The organism is Pseudoalteromonas sp. DY56-GL22 (genome assembly GCF_041414715.1).
Lineage (GTDB): Bacteria > Pseudomonadota > Gammaproteobacteria > Enterobacterales > Alteromonadaceae > Pseudoalteromonas > Pseudoalteromonas simplex.
The window spans coordinates 391,384-408,600 of sequence record NZ_JANHZR010000002.1 but is presented as its reverse complement, the minus strand read 5'-3'; the positions used below and the strand labels follow the sequence as shown (position 1 = coordinate 408,600).

General features: G+C 40.9%; 14 protein-coding genes. 4 read left to right on the top strand and 10 right to left on the bottom strand.

Annotation, left to right across the window (positions count from 1 at the left end):
- Positions 1–122: 122 nt before the first annotated feature.
- Together asnB and NO991_RS05740 are read left to right on the top strand one after the other, a co-directional pair.
- A complete protein-coding gene (gene asnB, locus NO991_RS05745) occupies positions 123–1,790 on the top strand; it encodes an asparagine synthase B (protein ID WP_138619474.1) in 1,668 nt (555 codons plus the stop codon).
- A 332-nt stretch (positions 1,791–2,122) separates the two neighbouring features.
- A complete protein-coding gene (locus NO991_RS05740; protein WP_054553779.1) occupies positions 2,123–3,697 on the top strand; it encodes a BCCT family transporter in 1,575 nt (524 codons plus the stop codon).
- 106 nt (positions 3,698–3,803) lie between these two features.
- Here the strand turns inward: NO991_RS05740 and NO991_RS05735 are convergent, their stop codons facing one another.
- The 5 genes from NO991_RS05735 to NO991_RS05715 all read right to left on the bottom strand — a co-directional run bounded on the left by NO991_RS05735 (position 3,804) and on the right by NO991_RS05715 (position 11,888).
- Positions 3,804–4,511 carry a 3'-5' exonuclease gene (locus NO991_RS05735; protein ID WP_166340201.1) on the bottom strand — a complete coding sequence of 236 codons (708 nt, stop codon included), beginning with the start codon at positions 4,509–4,511 and terminating at the stop codon, positions 3,804–3,806.
- Complete coding sequence (locus NO991_RS05730) at positions 4,511–6,409, bottom strand: DUF294 nucleotidyltransferase-like domain-containing protein (protein ID WP_138619468.1); 1,899 nt, start codon at positions 6,407–6,409, stop codon at positions 4,511–4,513. The genes NO991_RS05735 and NO991_RS05730 overlap by 1 nt, the downstream gene beginning before the upstream one ends.
- Before the next feature lie 84 nt (positions 6,410–6,493).
- Complete coding sequence (locus NO991_RS05725) at positions 6,494–9,571, bottom strand: efflux RND transporter permease subunit (protein WP_300579915.1); 3,078 nt, start codon at positions 9,569–9,571, stop codon at positions 6,494–6,496.
- Positions 9,572–9,573: 2 nt separating this feature from the next.
- Positions 9,574–10,590, bottom strand: coding sequence for an efflux RND transporter periplasmic adaptor subunit (locus NO991_RS05720; RefSeq protein WP_138619466.1), 1,017 nt, complete (start codon positions 10,588–10,590; stop codon positions 9,574–9,576).
- A 290-nt stretch (positions 10,591–10,880) separates the two neighbouring features.
- Complete coding sequence (locus NO991_RS05715) at positions 10,881–11,888, bottom strand: rhodanese-related sulfurtransferase (protein ID WP_055197229.1); 1,008 nt, start codon at positions 11,886–11,888, stop codon at positions 10,881–10,883.
- A 199-nt stretch (positions 11,889–12,087) separates the two neighbouring features.
- Here NO991_RS05715 and NO991_RS05710 point away from each other — a divergent pair, with 199 nt between their 5' ends.
- Both NO991_RS05710 and NO991_RS05705 read left to right on the top strand, forming a co-directional pair.
- The gene (locus NO991_RS05710; protein ID WP_300544890.1) at positions 12,088–13,413 is read left to right on the top strand and encodes a DEAD/DEAH box helicase; all 1,326 of its coding nucleotides are present in this window, start codon (positions 12,088–12,090) and stop codon (positions 13,411–13,413) included.
- 2 nt (positions 13,414–13,415) lie between these two features.
- Positions 13,416–14,246: a S1 RNA-binding domain-containing protein gene (locus tag NO991_RS05705; RefSeq protein ID WP_300544864.1), complete on the top strand. Its 831-nt coding sequence runs from the start codon at positions 13,416–13,418 to the stop codon at positions 14,244–14,246.
- A gap of 212 nt (positions 14,247–14,458) precedes the next feature.
- Here the strand turns inward: NO991_RS05705 and NO991_RS05700 are convergent, their stop codons facing one another.
- From NO991_RS05700 to NO991_RS05680, 5 genes are all read right to left on the bottom strand, one after another.
- Entirely contained in the window at positions 14,459–14,908 is a 450-nt protein-coding gene (locus NO991_RS05700) for a hypothetical protein (protein ID WP_300580854.1), read from the bottom strand.
- 41 nt (positions 14,909–14,949) lie between these two features.
- On the bottom strand, positions 14,950–15,294 hold the full coding sequence (locus NO991_RS05695; RefSeq protein WP_300580857.1) for a hypothetical protein: 345 nt from the start codon (positions 15,292–15,294) through the stop codon (positions 14,950–14,952).
- A 63-nt stretch (positions 15,295–15,357) separates the two neighbouring features.
- The gene (locus NO991_RS05690; protein ID WP_300580859.1) at positions 15,358–16,353 is read right to left on the bottom strand and encodes a hypothetical protein; all 996 of its coding nucleotides are present in this window, start codon (positions 16,351–16,353) and stop codon (positions 15,358–15,360) included.
- Positions 16,354–16,400: 47 nt separating this feature from the next.
- A complete protein-coding gene (locus tag NO991_RS05685; protein WP_300580862.1) occupies positions 16,401–16,706 on the bottom strand; it encodes a hypothetical protein in 306 nt (101 codons plus the stop codon).
- A 146-nt stretch (positions 16,707–16,852) separates the two neighbouring features.
- Positions 16,853–17,131: a hypothetical protein gene (locus NO991_RS05680; protein WP_300580865.1), complete on the bottom strand. Its 279-nt coding sequence runs from the start codon at positions 17,129–17,131 to the stop codon at positions 16,853–16,855.
- Positions 17,132–17,217 lie beyond the last annotated feature (86 nt).

The window sequence follows — 17,217 nt, the reverse complement described above, 5'->3', positions numbered from 1 at the left end:
CATATTTTATTCTCAATTAATTAAAAAACCTGTGTGACTTAGGTAATTATTTCTGTTAAAACAAACATTCGCAGTTATATAAATTCTGTTAACTGCGCACATATTTGGAATGAGGAGTCACTATGTGTTCAATTTTTGGGGTATTAGATATTAAATCTGATCCCGCTCAATTGCGTAGCCAAGCAATTGAGATGTCAAAACTATTAAGGCACCGCGGGCCAGATTGGTCTGGCGTGTATTCATCAGATAAAGCTATTTTAGTGCACGAGCGTCTAGCGATTGTTGGCGTATCGAGTGGTGCACAGCCTTTGTACAACCCTGAGCGTACAAATATCCTTGCTGTTAACGGTGAAATTTATAACCACAAAGAGCTCGCTGCCAGCTTAGAAACTGATTTTACTTTTCAAACTCAGTCAGACTGTGAAGTTATTTTGGCTTTATATAAACAAAAAGGCCCTGAGTTTTTAGATGATTTAAATGGTATTTTCGCGTTTTGTTTATACGACGAAGAACAAGATGCCTACTTAATTGGGCGTGACCATATCGGGATTATTCCGCTTTATACGGGTCATGATGAACATGGTAACTTTTATGTTGCCTCAGAATTAAAAGCATTATCGCCAATTTGTAAACATATTGAAGAATTCCCTCCGGGTCATTTCTTGTGGAGCAAAGATGGTCAACTTCGTAAGTATTACAGCCGCGATTGGCAAAGCTATGACGCAGTAAAAGACAACGAAGCTAAATCAAGCGATGTTAAAGAAGGCTTAGAAGCTGCTGTTAAACGTCAATTAATGTGTGACGTACCTTACGGTGTTCTATTATCAGGCGGTTTAGATTCATCGGTAATTTCAGCTATCACACAACGTTTTGCTGCAAAACGTATCGAAGATAATGATGAGTCTGATGCATGGTGGCCAAAACTGCATTCATTCTCTGTGGGTCTTGAGGGTTCACCCGATTTAGCAGCTGCACAAAAAGTAGCTGATATGATTGGTACGGTTCACCACCCTATTCACTTCACCATTCAAGAAGGTATTGATGCCCTACGTGAAGTGATTTATCACATTGAAACGTACGATGTAACAACTATTCGTGCCTCAACGCCGATGTACTTAATGGCGCGCCAAATTAAAGCCATGGGTATTAAAATGGTGTTGTCGGGCGAAGGAGCTGATGAGCTATTTGGTGGTTACCTTTATTTCCACAAAGCACCAAATGCGCAAGAGTTCCATGAAGAGCTTAACCGTAAAGTCTCTAAACTACATATGTTCGATTGCTTACGTGCGAATAAATCAATGGCAGCATGGGGCGTTGAAGCGCGAGTGCCATTCTTAGATAAAGAATTTGTAGACGTAGCAATGCGTATCAACCCAGAAGCGAAAATGTGTAAAGACGGTAAAATCGAAAAACACATTATTCGTGAAGCGTTCGACGGCTACCTGCCAGACGACGTGCTTTGGCGCCAAAAAGAGCAGTTCTCTGATGGTGTAGGCTATAACTGGATTGATACGTTAAAAGAGTATGTGAACGAACAAGTTAGCGATCAAGACCTTGCTAATGCAAAATACAAATACCCGATCAATACGCCTGATTCTAAAGAAGCGTATTTCTATCGTAGTATTTTTGAAGAGCACTTCCCTGGTGATGCAGCTGCAAAATGTGTTCCGCATGGCAAATCTGTTGCTTGTTCTACTCCTGAAGCACTAGCTTGGGATGCATCATTCCAGAACAATGCTGACCCTTCAGGTCGTGCTGCTGGCGTTCATAACGACGCTTACAAAAAGTAGTAACTTTGTGCTGCAAGCCCTGTGTTTGCAGCACTTTCCTCTCAATTGAAATAATTTGCTTTGAATTAATACTGTCATCAAATTATTCCTTTCGCTGCCTAATTTGTTCACAATTCCTACAAAAAACGTAAAAAACTGCATTTATTCGGCTGTTTAGGGACAAAACCATTTACATTTTTTTTCGAGCTCCTACACTAAAGACTAAACTTTGGTACAAATTTAGTTCGTCTACAAACTATTTTTGGGTTTGATACGTAAAAATAGTAATAGCCAAGCTAGTGCCAACCGGCCGTTTAGCTCTCTGCTAAATATAATCACAACAAGAGGTATTCATGAGCGAACATCATGACAAGTACAGTATCGACAATACCGACTACACTGTCGGACAGGACAATGTACAAAAATGGGGTTTTGATGTGCACAACCCTGTATTTGGCATTAGTGCTGGATTAATTGCCCTATTCTTAGTGGCAACACTTATTTCAGATGCTGAAACAGCAAAAACAACTCTGAATGGAATTAAAAACGACATTATTAATAACTTTGATGGCTTTTTTATGTGGTCAGCAAACTTATTCGTATTGTTTTGCTTAGCGTTAATTGTTTCACCATACGGTAATATCCGCCTTGGGGGTAAAGAAGCACGTCCAACTCATTCACGTATTTCTTGGCTTGCAATGTTATTTGCTGCAGGTATGGGTATAGGCTTAATGTTTTGGGGCGTCGCAGAACCTGTCGCCTACTTTACAGGTTGGTACGAAACACCACTTGGTGTTGAAGCAAACACGCCGGAAGCCGCTAAACTGGCAATGGGTGCAACTATGTTCCACTGGGGTTTACACCCTTGGGCAATTTACGCGGTTGTTTCGCTTTCACTCGCATTCTTTTGCTATAACAAAGGTTTGCCGTTATCTATTCGTTCAATTTTTTACCCAATTTTAGGTGACAAAGCGTGGGGCTGGCCTGGCCACCTTATTGATATTCTAGCTGTACTTGCCACTCTATTTGGCCTTGCAACATCTCTTGGTTTAGGCGCACAACAAGCCGCTGCTGGTATTAATCACGTATTTGGTACTGATAGCGGAATTGGCTTAGAAATAGGCGTTATTATTGGTGTGACGTTACTAGCTGTTATTTCTGTTGTTCGCGGTATCGACGGCGGTGTAAAACTGCTTAGTAACGTAAACATGCTTATCGCTTTTGTATTACTCGTATTTGTTGCACTTGTTGGGTTTTCTGCAGCATTTGGCAACCTTCCTAATACAGTAATGGGTTATGTTGAAAACATTATTCCACTGAGTAATCCTCATGGTCGTGAAGATGAAACATGGATGCATGGCTGGACTGTATTCTACTGGGCTTGGTGGATTTCATGGTCACCGTTCGTAGGTATGTTCATTGCACGCGTATCTGAAGGCCGCACAATCCGTGAGTTCTTAATTGCTGTATTACTTGTTCCTACTGTTGTGACTATCTTCTGGATGTCAATTTATGGTGGTATCGCTATTGAACAAGTGATTGATAAAGTGGGTGTACTAGGTGAAAAAGGCTTAACTGATGTACCACTAGCTATGTTCCAAATGTTTGAAGCCCTGCCAATGTCGCAAGTGCTTTCATTCATTGCAATTGTGCTAGTACTGGTGTTCTTTATTACGTCATCTGACTCAGGTTCATTAGTAATCGACTCAATCACCGCTGGTGGTAAAGTTGACGCGCCAGTGCCACAACGTATTTTCTGGGCTACAATCGAGGGTGCAATTGCAGCTGCACTTGTTTGGATTGGTGGCACACAAGCAATCGAGGCCTTACAAGCCGGCGCCGTATCTACGGGCTTGCCGTTTACCTTTGTATTGCTATTAATGTGTGTGAGTTTACTCCTAGGTTTACGAACAGAACCAAGACACTAAATACGCTTTGAAATAATAAAAAACGCCGCATTTTTTGCGGCGTTTTTTTATTGATAAGCTTTGCACAATAATTTAAATACCCGACATAACGTCGGTGCTACGAGCGCTATATTAGTAATTCGCTGAGTGGCGTATCTGGGCGGTAGTGGTAAGCTATTTGCGCTTGTAGCAGCTCTGCGGTGGCTGTGGCATCATTAAGTGCATTGTGGTTTTGATACGCTGGTAACGAATAACGAATGCGAGAGTCAGCTAAGCGCACAGAATCCAGCTTAGAATTAAATAGTCGACCTAGTAACCCCTGCTTTGCTTTAAGTGCGCGCGTTTCCAGATCAAGCGTGTCTATAACGGCAAATTCAAGCCCTTCGCCTAAACGGGCTTGCAACGCTTGATATAAAAAGTGCCGTTCAATGGGAGCAAAATGCACCACAATCACTTTGCCTTTTAATGCTGCTAACAAAGGCGCCATAATCGTTGAAAAGTCAGGTGCATCGCTCACTTCTGAGTGAGTTATACCATGAATAACAATCGACTCTTCAGCAAGCTTGCGCCTTGGTTGAACAATCCAATGTTGGCTATCTTTACAAAAAATACGCTTGGTATTAAATGGAATTAAACCAACACTGACTATATCGTCATTTTGATAATTTAGACCGGTTGTTTCAAAATCAAGTGCTACTAAGGGAATATCACTAATTGGTGTGCTTAAATCACAAATAGCTGATTCATAATACGCTTTGATTAGTGGCTGTTTGCTCTGTGTTAATAACTCTTGATACCGAGTCGGCCAATCAAGTTTTGCCCCTTGTTTTGCCATTACTTCATCCCTGAGTTAGCAGAGTATCTGAATTTTAGGAAATTCTGCGCTTTATCTAAAATGGCAAACGCCTCTTTAAGATTGCGCTGCTCAAAAGGAGAAAGTAAATGAGGCTCTAAGTCATTATCTGGCGCTTCATCAAGCTTTTCTATTTGCCACGCTTGGTGTCTAATTCTGATCATGGCAATGTACTCTAGGGCGTCTCGTAAATCTTGTGCTTTGCCTTCAGGAAGTAGTTTAGCTTCGATAATATCTTCTAAACGCTCGAATGAATTTTGTTTACGACTGCCTATCGCTAATGCATGCACGCGTATCACATCAGATAAAGGCGCTGTACCGCGGCGTTTTAAGTTCATAGAGCGCTTGTGTTGGCCATTATGCTCTAACACAAAGTCTTTAAAGAAACCTAAAGGCGGCGTTCTGTTACGCGCATTCGCAGCAAGGTTTGCCAAGAAACGCTTATTCTTGCGCCCTTCTGTTGCGATAAAGCGTTTGAGTTCATCGGCCCATTTGTTTTTACCGTAAACACCATCTAAATCAAAAAAGATCGAGCTATGTAATAAAGCCTGCGGTTTAGGTTCGGCCATCCAACCTGCAAATTGTTCTTTCCACTGCTCGCGTGTTAAACGCCACTTTTTAAATGACGCCATGATTTCGCCTTCACAATATTTGTAGCCACACTCAGCTAAACCGTCACAAACAAAATCAGCCAAATTCTGAAAATACTCGTCATGTAATTCCTCGTTAAAACTATTATCAAGGATAATGGCGTTATCTTGGTCGGTCACAATTAATTGCTCATCACGCGCCATTGAACCTAAAGCGATGAAGCAATAAGGAACCGGCGGTGGGCCAAACTTTTCTTCAGCTAAATCAAGTAAACGCTGTTTGAAGGTACGCCCTATTACAGCCATTGCGGTACCAATCATGTGAGAGTTAGCATCTTCGTTAACCATACGAACAAATACATTAGGTAATTGCCTTGCATAGTGAGCTAAATCTTCAACCGATTGCTGAGCTAATATGCCGCGCACTAACAATAAGCTACTTTGCGACTCGTAGCGTAAAATATCCGATAACGAAATAACGCCAATCGGCTTTTTCTTAACAACCACAGGCAAGTGGTGAATGTTATCTCTGAGCATGGCCAGTACAGCTTCAAACACATAGGCATTACTATCGAGTAGTATTAAGTCTTTTTGCATTATTTGAGCAGCTGGCGCTTCGTAACTTAACCCTTCAGCAATTACACTGGTGCGTAAGTCACGGTCAGTAATAATGCCAACAACTTGGCCGTCGTCATCATCAGGATCATCACTGATTGGTTTATCGGCATCAGTAACAAGCACAGACGATACCGACTCTTGCGTCATTAATTGCGCAACCATTTGCACAGAGGCATCTTTTGCCACAGTGACAACATCACGATGAAGAAGCGACTTGACCTTGGCGGTTGTTAAATCGTTGCTGTCTGCCTGTTCAACAATTGCCTGATGAAGGCGCACATTACCATCGGCTTCAAAAAAGTCAGCAAATGTTTCGTATTCGTCGCAGTATTGATTAAACAACTCAACATTAATGCAATAAACTAAGGTGTCTTCGAGTGCCTTTGCCGGAAAGCGAACTTTGCGGTTCATCAGAAGGCCCATTTGCCCAAAAATGCCGCCGATAGTTAAACGGTTGTATAAATCACCATCACGACGATATATCTCTACAGCACCTGTTCGAATAACAAATAAATCAGCGATATCCTCGCCATAATTTAGTATTTCAGTGCCTGCGCGAAAATAAGCGATTTCGACTTGTGATGCGAGTTTATTTACCGCCTCTTCAGGAAGATCATCAAAGGGAGCGTGATCAGAAAGAAATTGGGCGATATCGACGTGTTCGGCTTGCATACGCGTACCTAGTTTTAAACAATTGATTTAATTGTGAGGGTAATTGGCTATTTTTTCAAAGAAAAAATAGCCAATTAAGTTGGATTAAGCCTTTTCTAACTCTTCAGCCAGAAGTTTCGACTCATCACCTCTTGGTTTAGTAAAGCGAGCTAAACCAAGGTAAATAACAGGCGTTAAATAGAGGGTAAATAACACAGCCAGTGCTAAACCGCCAAATACTACCCAACCAATGGCGTTACGAGCCTCAGCCCCTGCGCCGGTAGATAAAATAAGAGGTAATGCACCCAATAAAGTTGAAACCAGTGTCATCGCTATTGGGCGAAGACGAACTAATGCGGCCTCTTCTACCGCCACTCTAACCGAGCGGCCTTGGTCACGTAATTGGTCGGCAAACTCCACCAGCAAGATGGCATTTTTAGCAATTAGACCAATCAGCATCACTAAACCAATTTGCGAGTAAATGTTTAATGATGTACCTGTTAGATATAACGCTAAAATTGCAGATGTAATACCAAATGGTACTGTGATCATCACAACAATTGCACTATTCACACTTTCAAATTGCGCTGCCAATACCAGAAGAACAATTAAAAAGGCCAGAACATAGGTCACTAATACTTCATTGGCGGTTTCTTCAAAGGTTAATGCCTCACCTTTAAACGCTAAGCTGATGCCAGCAGGCAGAGATTGCTCTGAAATATCACGGATTTTTGTAACCAGCTCAGCAATAGTTACGCCCTCAGGCATTTCCATACTCAGTTCAATAGCACGGCGCTGCGCGTGGCGCTCAAGCTCTGCTGCAACACCTTCTTCAGTAATCGTTGCCACACTACTCAATGGCACTAATTGACCATTACGGCCACCAACATACAAGTTAGCTAAATCGCTCGGGTTTGTGATGGTTTGGTTTTGTGCTTGCAACATAATCGGGATTGACTGGTCACCAATGTTTAAATCGGCAATATCATCACCATTAATTGCAGCGCGTAGTGTTACTGATATATCACTAAGCGATACACCGAGCTCTTCAGCACGACGTCTATCAATATTGACCCGTAATTGTGGCTGTGACGGCTGATATGAAATACGTACAGGTGCCACTTCTGGCACTGCTTTTTCAATTTCAGCAGAAAAATCTTGCGCGGCTTTAAATATCTCGAGGTAGTCTTGTCCCAATAAGGCAAGCTCAATACCACCGCCTTGACCACGCAGGTTCAAACTATTTGAACCACCAGGGTAACCAGCCGCACCAGGAATATTCCCTAAAGGCTCTCGTATTTTATTGATAATTTCTTGCTGACTAAAATGACGTTCGTCCCAATGTTTTAGTGGCACAGTAATAAATACAATATTTGGATCCCACTGCCCAACCACAGTGTAAATAGACTCAATATCACCACTTTCAACATACGGCAGTAAGATATCTTCCATTTGCACCGCTTGCCTGTCCATAAAGTTCAAGCCAACACCATCAGGACCACGGGCAAAAATACGAATTTTACCGCGATCTTCTGTTGGTAATAACTCGTTATCTAAATTGAAATACAGTGCACCAGAGCCTGCAGCAACCAACAAACATGCAAAGAAGGTAAGCCATGCATGTTCAAGTACACCATGTATTGTGCGCTTATAAACAGCAGCTAACATATGGCCAACTTTTGCAAATGGATGAAAACCGCCCTGCTTTAATTTCAGTTTTGATGTCAGCGCAGGGACCAAAGACAGTGCAACAAAGCTTGAAATGATCACAGCGCCAGCTAATACACCACCAAACTCTCTAAATAGTCGCCCAGCTGTTGATGGTAAAAACGCAATAGGCACAAACACCGCAGCTAATACGGCGGTTGTTGCCACAACAGCAAAGAATACTTCACGTGTACCAACCACTGCAGCTGCACGACGACCAAGACCTAAGCCCCGCTGACGTTGTATGTTTTCACTTACCACAATGGCATCATCTACAATTAGGCCAGTAGCTAACACAAGTGCAAGCAAGGTAAGAATATTAATCGAGAAACCAAGCGCCCAAATAAGTGCTAAAGAGCCAATTAATGCAACAGGTATCGCAAATGCAGGAACAAGCGTTGCGCGCCATGAGCCAATAAACACCCACAGTGTGATCACCACTAACAGCACGGTTAGTAAAAGTGAGTTAATAACTTCATCAACTGAGCTTCTGATAAACTGCGCATCGTCAGAGGTTAAAGTAAATTCCATTTCAGGAAAACGCACTCGCATGCGTTCGATTAAAGTTAGCACTTCATCCGAAATTTCAATGGTATTAGATTGCGCCTGACGAATAATTTCCATGCCAATCACAGGTGTGCCATTCAGCCTTACGAATGAACGCGGATCAGCTGGTCCAAAGTAAACAGCCGCAACATCGCCAATACGGGTATCGTCACGAACGATGATATCGGATACTTGTTCAGCAGAGATTGACGTTGCATCAGCACGCACGATCACCTGTTGATCGCTTGATTTTAAACTACCCGCCGGCACATCAAAGGGAGCCTGACGAAGTACGTTGGCAATATCTGGTACGGTAAGGTTAAAGCTACTTAGCTTAAGTGGGTCGATGCGCACTCTAAGAACCCGTTCACGGTCGCCATTTAAACGAACATCGGCAACCCCTGGAATGGTTAAAAACTGCGGGGCTAAGTCAACATCAACACGCTCTGTCAACGCCTCAAGGGATAAGCTATCACTTGATACCGTTAACGATACAACCGCTTCGGCATCATTATCGGCTTTAATAATTGATACCCGTTCAACTTCTTCGGGTAATTCTCGCTGCACACGGGCTACCGATTCGCGTGTTTCGTTTGCAGCATCATCTAGATTAACACCGGGGCGAAACTCAACCACGATTCGAGCATTGTTTTCTTCACTTTGGGCACGAATCGACTTTACACCACTTACCCTCGCAACCGCCCCTTCGAGCTTACTAGTTACTTCGGTATCTACGGTCTCCGGTGAACCACCAGGGAAAGACGCTGATACAGTAATACGTGGTCTATCAACATCAGGAAGCTCACGTACTTCAACCCCTGCTATTGCAGCAATACCGGCGATAATAATGAGTAAGTTAAGTACCACAATTAAAACAGGGCGACGTATCGCCATTGATGGTAAGTCTTCCATCATAGGTTGCTGTTTCATCATTACTCCTTGGCTAGCTGCACTTCATTGATGAAATTAAGCTCTTGATTAGGTCTTAAGCGCTGAACGCCTTCTGTCACCAATAAGTCACCTTCGTTTAAGCCACCAGAGACTAACAAACGCCCTGCTAAACGCTGCTCAATTTTAACATCAACGCGTGTGGCTTTTTTATCGACACTCTTCCATACGTAAGGGCCTGCAGCCCCCCACATCATGGCTGCTTCGGGTACTACAGCAAGCTCTTCACCTAGAATATTTATGTGCACACGAAAGCTCATACCCGGCATAAATTGCTGAGCATTATTGTCAAGTTTGGCTTTTGTTCTGAGTGTGCGGGTTTGCGCATTGATACGCGAATCAAGCTCTGCCACCTTAGCCGTGTAAGCTTTATCGCCTAACCAAGGCACTACTTCGACCGAAGATTTTTGTTTAAGCACTGAGATAGCGGCTTCTGGGGCATTAAAATTGATATAAAGCTCAGAAATATCATCGATAGTGGCAATGGCTGTTTGGGTTGTGATCCTATCGCCTACTTCGACGTCAGTTAAACCCATAACACCACTGAACGGAGCACGTACTTCACGGTCTTCACGCTCTGTTTTGGCTTGCATTAACTGGACTTTTGCAAGCTCATAAAGTGTTTTCGCATCATCTAAATCACTTTGCGGCACCGCACCACGGGCGTGGCTTTCTTCAAGCCTTTTCATGGTGCGCTCAGCATCTTTTAAAGTAATTTCAGCTTCGATCAACGCTGCTTTTTGTCTACGTGAATCAAGCTCTAATAGTAAGTCACCTTTGGCAACGTTATCGCCTGGTTTAAAGTAAACAGCGGTGACTCTGTCCCCAACGGCTGGGTAAAGAGTGACTGAGTGGATCGCTTCTGCATTACCCACTGCTTTTATCTGTTGTTTAGACTTTTCAACAGACACTGATTCTACAACTACATTAGCCGCCTCTGCGACGGAAACACAACTAATACAGGCAATTAAAGTCCATGTATGTAATTTGCCAATTGTCAAAATTTCACCTAAATAAGAATCGTTTTAATTGTTACGAAGTGTAACAGCTTTGTGATCAATAAAAAGCTGACTTCGTTTAATAAACAATTAGCCAAGGTGAAATAAACTCATACATCGCCTGTGTTTTCTAATTAGAAACGACAATGTGATGAATCGACCTCTTTTAAGTGTGCTTCGCTTGCAATGGTTACCTCCAGACAATAAGAACCATCACTTATATGTTCTTTTTGAATAGGCATAAAAAAACCCCAGACAATGCTGGGGTTTCTATCAATTCATAAAGCTAACAATTACTGTTGGCGCTGTGCTTCTTTTTGCGCTTTTTTAGCTTCTTTACGCTTACGAAGAACTTCTTGCGCTTCGTTACCAATGTGACCTTCACCACGCGCTTGTGCTAATTCGATTTGCTTTTGACGCTCAGCAAAACGGGCACGTTGCTCTTCTGTTAGGCTGTCGTGACAGTGGTGACACGATACACCTTCCATGTATTCAGGCTTTTGCTTTTCTTCTTCAGTGATAGGCATACGACATGCGTGACATTGGTCGTAAGAACCTTTTTGTAAGTCATGATTTACCGCAACACGGTTATCGAATACAAAACACTCACCTTCCCACATGGTTTCTTCTTTTGGTACTTCTTCTAAGTACTTAAGAATACCACCTTCAAGGTGGAATACTTCGTCAAAGCCTTGCTCTTTCATGTACGCAGTTGATTTTTCACAGCGAATACCACCGGTACAGAACATAGCAACTTTCTTGTGCTTTTCTGGGTCTAGATTTTCTTTCGCCCATGCTGGGAATTCACGGAATGTTTTAGTGTTTGGATCAACCGCATTTTGGAAAGTACCAATCTCGATTTCGTAATCGTTACGCGTATCGATAAGAATCACTTCAGGGTCTGAAATTAACGCATTCCAATCAGCTGGTTTTACGTATGTACCCACTACTTCACGTGGGTCGATACCTTCAACACCCATAGTTACGATTTCTTTTTTCAATTTTACCTTAGTACGGTAGAACGGGCATTCGTCATCGTATGACTCTTTAGTCACAATGTTGTCTAGGTTTGGTTGTGAATCTAACCATGCAAGTAGGTTATCGATACCTTCACGTTTAGCAGAAACAGTACCGTTGATACCTTCAGCCGCAAGTAACAAAGTACCGCGTACTTCATTGTCTTCCATTACTTTTAGTAGTGGTTGGCGAATCGCTTCAAAATCAGGAAGGGCTACAAATTTGTAAAGTGCGCAAACAACAAAGTGCTCGCTAGTTACATTGTCTTTATGAACAGCAGTCATGGTTTTACCTTTTGCTTTAAATGCCCATGTGGGGCGTTAACCGAATCGCAAATCCGGCGCATTGAGGGCGCGTATTTTACGCGAATTAGCGATAATTGCAAAAACTGATGCGAATTAGCTGTGTTTTTACTGTCTCCTAGTGAGGCAAGTGCGTTATAATGAACGGGATTTACAAATTTTGCTCATCGGAGATTACGCATTGCAATTTACTGAACTTGGGATTGATACACGCCTCGAAAAACAACTTGCGCATCAAGGCATCACCCAGCCCACTGACATTCAAGCTCACGCGGTACCAACAGCTATCGCAGGCCATGATATTTTTGCACAGTCAAAAACAGGATCGGGCAAAACGCTGGCGTTTTTATTACCTGCTGTACAGCGCGTAATGAAACAAAAAGCACTCAGTAAACGCGACCCGCGCGTTTTGATCGTTGCGCCTACCCGCGAATTAGCAACCCAAGTGTACAGCCAATTAAGGCTATTAATTGCCGGCACAAACATTAGTGCGGTAAAAGTACTGGGTGGTGAAAACTTTAACGATCAAATTAAAGCGCTTCGTAAAGACCCTCATTTTTTAGTGGGTACTCCGGGGCGTTTAGCTGACCATTTGAGTCAACGCTCATTACAGCTTTCAGGCTTAGAACTGTTAATTTTTGATGAAGCTGACCGTATTTTAGATTTAGGCTTTACCGATCAAGTTAAAATGATTAACGAGCTTGCTGATCACCGTTTACGCCAAACATTATTGTTTTCAGCAACTCTTGACCATGCACAAGTTGATGCCCTGTCACGTAACTTATTACGTTCACCAAAACAAATATTGTTAAGTGCCTCTAACGAGCAACATAGTGACATTACCCAACAGCTTTATTTAGCTGATCACTTAGATCACAAAGAAGCCTTACTTGAGCACTTTGTAAAACAAGACAATGTTGGCCAATGCATTATTTTCACCGCAACACGTGCCGACACTCAGCGTTTAAGCCAGCTATTAAACGATAAAGGCTTTAAAGCGCAAGCGCTTGCAGGTGACTTAACACAGGCTAAGCGTCTTGAAATTATGGATGCCTTTAGCCGTGAAAACTTTAAAATCTTAATCACCACCGATGTTGCATCACGTGGTCTTGATTTATTAAGCGTGACCCACGTAATTAATTTTGACCTACCAAAACATGCTGAAGAGTATGTGCACCGTATTGGTCGTACTGGTCGCGCAGGCTTTAAAGGAACTGCTATTTCGTTAGTAGGCCCGAAAGATTGGCCAAGTTACAAAGCAATTAAAGCATTTTTAAATGATGAATTAAGCTTTTTCACCGTTGACGGCCTTGTTGGTAAATTTAAAGGTCTGCGTGAGAAAAAACCAAACACAGTTTGGAAAAAAGCAGAGAAAAAAGTGGCTGCTAAACCTGCAAAACCAAAACGCAAAGCAGCCCCTAAAAAGCCTAAAGCCCCTATTCAAGCACCAATTGATGTAGATGGTTTTGCTCCAATGCGCCGTAAGAAAAAGCCAGAACAGGAATAACAATGAGTATTTTAGGAACCACACAAACCCTTTTCGTTAACGAAATGTCTAACGAAGGTGCTTATTTAGATGGCCGTGATTTAGGCGAAGTATTCTTACCAAGCAAAGAAATTGATTACGAACTAGAAGCTGGCGACAGCGTGCAAGTATTCATTTACTTAGATCACGCAGGTCACCCAACCGGCACTACAAAAAAACCTTTAGCTGAAGTGGGCGAATATGCCCTACTACGTGTTAAAGCAATTAATAGCACCGGTGCGTTTTTGGATTGGGGCCTCGAAAAAGACGTACTAGCGCCATACAACGAACAAAAGCCAAAAATGAAAGACGGCTTTTCGTATCTTGTACGTCTATACCTCGATAACGCCAGCCAACGTATTTGTGCATCGAGCAACTTTAATAAATTTTTATCGAAAGATGAACCAACTTACGCAACTATGGAAGAAGTTGACTTAATCATTGCCGGTAAAACAGACCTGGGTTACAAAGTACTTGTAAATGAAGCCCACATTGGCGTTGTTTACTACAACACGGTATTTAAAAAGCTATTTGTTGGCCAACGCTTAAAAGGCTTTATTCAAAAAGTACGTGAAGACGGTAAAATCGACGTACTACTTGAAAAGCCAGGCATGGGCAAAGTAAACGACTTAGGCGAAAAAATCTTAGCTAAATTAAAAGCCGAAGGCGGCGTACTTCACCTAGGTGATAAGTCAGACCCAGAAGCAATTAAAAAGACTTTCTCAACCAGTAAAGCAAACTACAAAAAAGCCATTGGCGGTTTGTTTAAGCAAGGTTTAATCGAGATTGAAGCGACGTCGATTAGATTGAAGTAAGTTGCGAGTTGCGAGTTGCGAGTTGCGAGTTGCGAGTTGCGAGTTGCGAGTTGCGAGTTGCGAGTTAACAAGATAGTGAATTATCTGAAAGAGTAAAGTTAAAGCTTTACTCTTTTTTCTAGTTTAATAACTATGTAATTTACTTTTTGAATTAATTAGATTTATCAAAGAAACCTAAATTAATTTGAATATACAAGGTTTTATACTCGCTGTTAAATGCATCCTTGTGGTGTTGTTGGCCATATAGGCTGATCGTTATCGCTATACAAAACTCCAAAATTAATGTTTGTGAGGTTATTAAAATGAAATTGAAGTTCTAGCCATTCTTTTTCAAACGTTACAGATATAAACGAGCCATAATCATCAACAGAAGGTTCAGAGTCTAGTTCGGTCTTAATAATTGATAAAACTTCGGCCATTGGCTTACCTATAAGTTGATAACCAAACAAAGCTGCACTTTTATTGTAAACTTCGATCCAGCCAAGACGATTATCATTGTCAATTTCAAAAGTCAGCTCTATTAAAAGCTGGTTAAACTGCAATCGCTTATTTTCTGAATCGGTGAAAAATATTTTATCAGGTACACCTAACGCAGAAACAGCTTGCATCTCTGTAAGACCAAATTGAATTATGTCGATTCCATGCCCTAGTTTGATTTCCATTAATTGAATCCTTTTAAGCGAAAACAGGGTTTTATATGCAATTAGATATTCGGCTCAACATATCTAAGCCTTGGTTTTGGTTCAAAATAAACCAAGAAGTTATTATCGTCGTTCGCTAAATAGACTCTTAAAACCAACTCACCGCCCCACGCTTGAAAGGCAATTCTTGTAATTTCTTCTTTATAAATATGAAATACTAACTCCGTTCCGTAAAATAACTTTACACTCACTGAGTTATTCATAAATGGTGAATGAGTAAATATTAATTTTTCGTTGTTCTCATAGGTCTTAATGAATGAGAATAGCCCTTCATCATGATCATATTCGCAAGAATAACCAAATCCTTTTTCAAAAAACTCTACTTCATCAGGAAACTCGTATGACATTTTTACACCTTGCTACAACTGCAATTAATGTACAGTAAAGAGTTTTTGATTACGGGTAATTCTCTAGCTTTCATTAGCAAACAACCTAGCGTCTTCAAGTTGCCCTTCTGTACAAACCCACCGCCAATGAATGTCTTCAATCTTATTGCCTAGTATTGATAACTCTTTTTTTAAGCGGCTTCTATCTCTGGTAAGCCAAAACCAACCACTTATATTATATCTCACAAAAATAGTTACTTTCGTTTCTTTAAAACTCTCATGATTTAACGAGTCGTTATATAAATCAACTATGTCTTTCTGAATATTTTTGTCCATAAGGAAGTCATTTGCTTCATCAATTTTATTCTCAAACAAATCTAAATACTTCCAATATTCGATATAAGCTTTAACTAAAATAAGCTTAAGATCACTACCTGTCGGGGCATTCCTAGAAGCTTTTCTTGCAAACTCAAGCATTTCTTTGTTATCACCGCCCCACTTTTCAGATAAAGCAATGATCATGTGCATGTGTGCAGCCCAGTTATAAGGATCTCTAGCTATTGCTTCCTCATAATATTTAAATTTAAGTTCATCGCTATCTGAGTACCATGTAGCTACCATAATCAAGTATGCCCATGGTGTAGGATCCTCTGGTGTTTTATCTGCACATTCTAATAATACTTGCCTAGTTTTATCCAATCGCCTGAAAAACTCTTTCCATTGAGCTTCTGATATTTCAGCTCCACGACCATAGCCCCTTGCAGACCAAGACCATTGTAGTAAACGAGCACCATAACAAAGTAGAGCATCCCCGGAGTCTGGATGCGAATTTGTCCACTTATCTAAAGCTTGAGGAAACATTATTCGAGACATACTTACAGAATAAAAATAACGCTCCTCATGGCTATCTAATGTTTCAAATAACTTTTTAAGGTCACTGTATTGGTCAGGTTTATCTAAAACGTTGTAAGCTTTTATACACCCGTAAGCACATTGTCTACGTTTATTATTCTTATGTTTTCTATGGAAATACATCAATATAGATAAAATTGATAAAGCACACAAAATCAAAAAAATCATTCAAAATCCAAATTTAATAAATAAAGTTTAATGTAGTTTGTAAGTATTCAATGCCTACCAACAAACGCTAAAATCCAATCATGTTCTTCATCAGTTGATGTTTCTTTATTAACGAACTCTGATATTTCAGCTTTCATTGCTTCAAATTCACTAATCTCCTCTTTTATGTTTGATAAGTGAGTTGTATGAAAGAAGCAACCGTAAACCCCACTTGTTAAGGTGTATGGTGCATCAACACTATCTTTTTCTAAAGTTAGGCGAGCACCTTTTGAAAGCTCCTCGTCTTTAATTAATTCACCACTTTCAGAGCCTACCGTTCCTATGGTTTCTCCGTTATCGATTCCACTCCACATATCATACCTTGTAGTTTAGAAAATCAGCTTCGAGTAATGACAATATCTCATTTATACCCACCTATTTCGCTCTCTAAATTATCACTATTATATAAAGTGTATTTACCGGGAACTGTGAGAACAATCTCATTAAAACCATTAGCTTCTTATACATATTGGAATTGATGGGCAACATACAAAATAACAGCTGCGGTTAGCCAGCACAATAAAGCCAGTCCTAGGTTTTTAAAAGCCTCTTTTTTATGTGAAATCGCAATTGAATTGAAAAAGTTATTAGTTAGAAATAAAAACGGGAAACAACTAACGAGCAATGGATGAGAACAATTTTCTAATGATTTACTAAACTCAGAGACTGAATCGACAGAAAAAATTACAAACCCAATAAGCAGTGGGATTACTAAAATTGTGAGTACAAATTTTTCCATGTCCTATTATTTTCCTTACGAATAACCCTGAAGCAATTTTATAATTGAAGAAAATTTTACAGCTATAAACTAAAAATAATGTGGCA

What these genes read in the sequence shown, in the direction of transcription:
- asnB (WP_138619474.1), top strand. Translation starts at nt 123, where the DNA reads ATGTGTTCAATTTTTGGGGTATTAGATATTAAATCTGATCCCGCTCAA.
- NO991_RS05690 (WP_300580859.1), bottom strand. Translation starts at nt 16,353, where the DNA reads ATGATTTTTTTGATTTTGTGTGCTTTATCAATTTTATCTATATTGATG.
- NO991_RS05700 (WP_300580854.1), bottom strand. Translation starts at nt 14,908, where the DNA reads ATGGAAATCAAACTAGGGCATGGAATCGACATAATTCAATTTGGTCTT.
- NO991_RS05735 (WP_166340201.1), bottom strand. Translation starts at nt 4,511, where the DNA reads ATGGCAAAACAAGGGGCAAAACTTGATTGGCCGACTCGGTATCAAGAG.
- NO991_RS05715 (WP_055197229.1), bottom strand. Translation starts at nt 11,888, where the DNA reads ATGACTGCTGTTCATAAAGACAATGTAACTAGCGAGCACTTTGTTGTT.
- NO991_RS05725 (WP_300579915.1), bottom strand. Translation starts at nt 9,571, where the DNA reads ATGAAACAGCAACCTATGATGGAAGACTTACCATCAATGGCGATACGT.
- NO991_RS05740 (WP_054553779.1), top strand. Translation starts at nt 2,123, where the DNA reads ATGAGCGAACATCATGACAAGTACAGTATCGACAATACCGACTACACT.
- NO991_RS05695 (WP_300580857.1), bottom strand. Translation starts at nt 15,294, where the DNA reads ATGTCATACGAGTTTCCTGATGAAGTAGAGTTTTTTGAAAAAGGATTT.
- NO991_RS05730 (WP_138619468.1), bottom strand. Translation starts at nt 6,409, where the DNA reads ATGCAAGCCGAACACGTCGATATCGCCCAATTTCTTTCTGATCACGCT.
- NO991_RS05705 (WP_300544864.1), top strand. Translation starts at nt 13,416, where the DNA reads ATGAGTATTTTAGGAACCACACAAACCCTTTTCGTTAACGAAATGTCT.
- NO991_RS05685 (WP_300580862.1), bottom strand. Translation starts at nt 16,706, where the DNA reads ATGTGGAGTGGAATCGATAACGGAGAAACCATAGGAACGGTAGGCTCT.
- NO991_RS05680 (WP_300580865.1), bottom strand. Translation starts at nt 17,131, where the DNA reads ATGGAAAAATTTGTACTCACAATTTTAGTAATCCCACTGCTTATTGGG.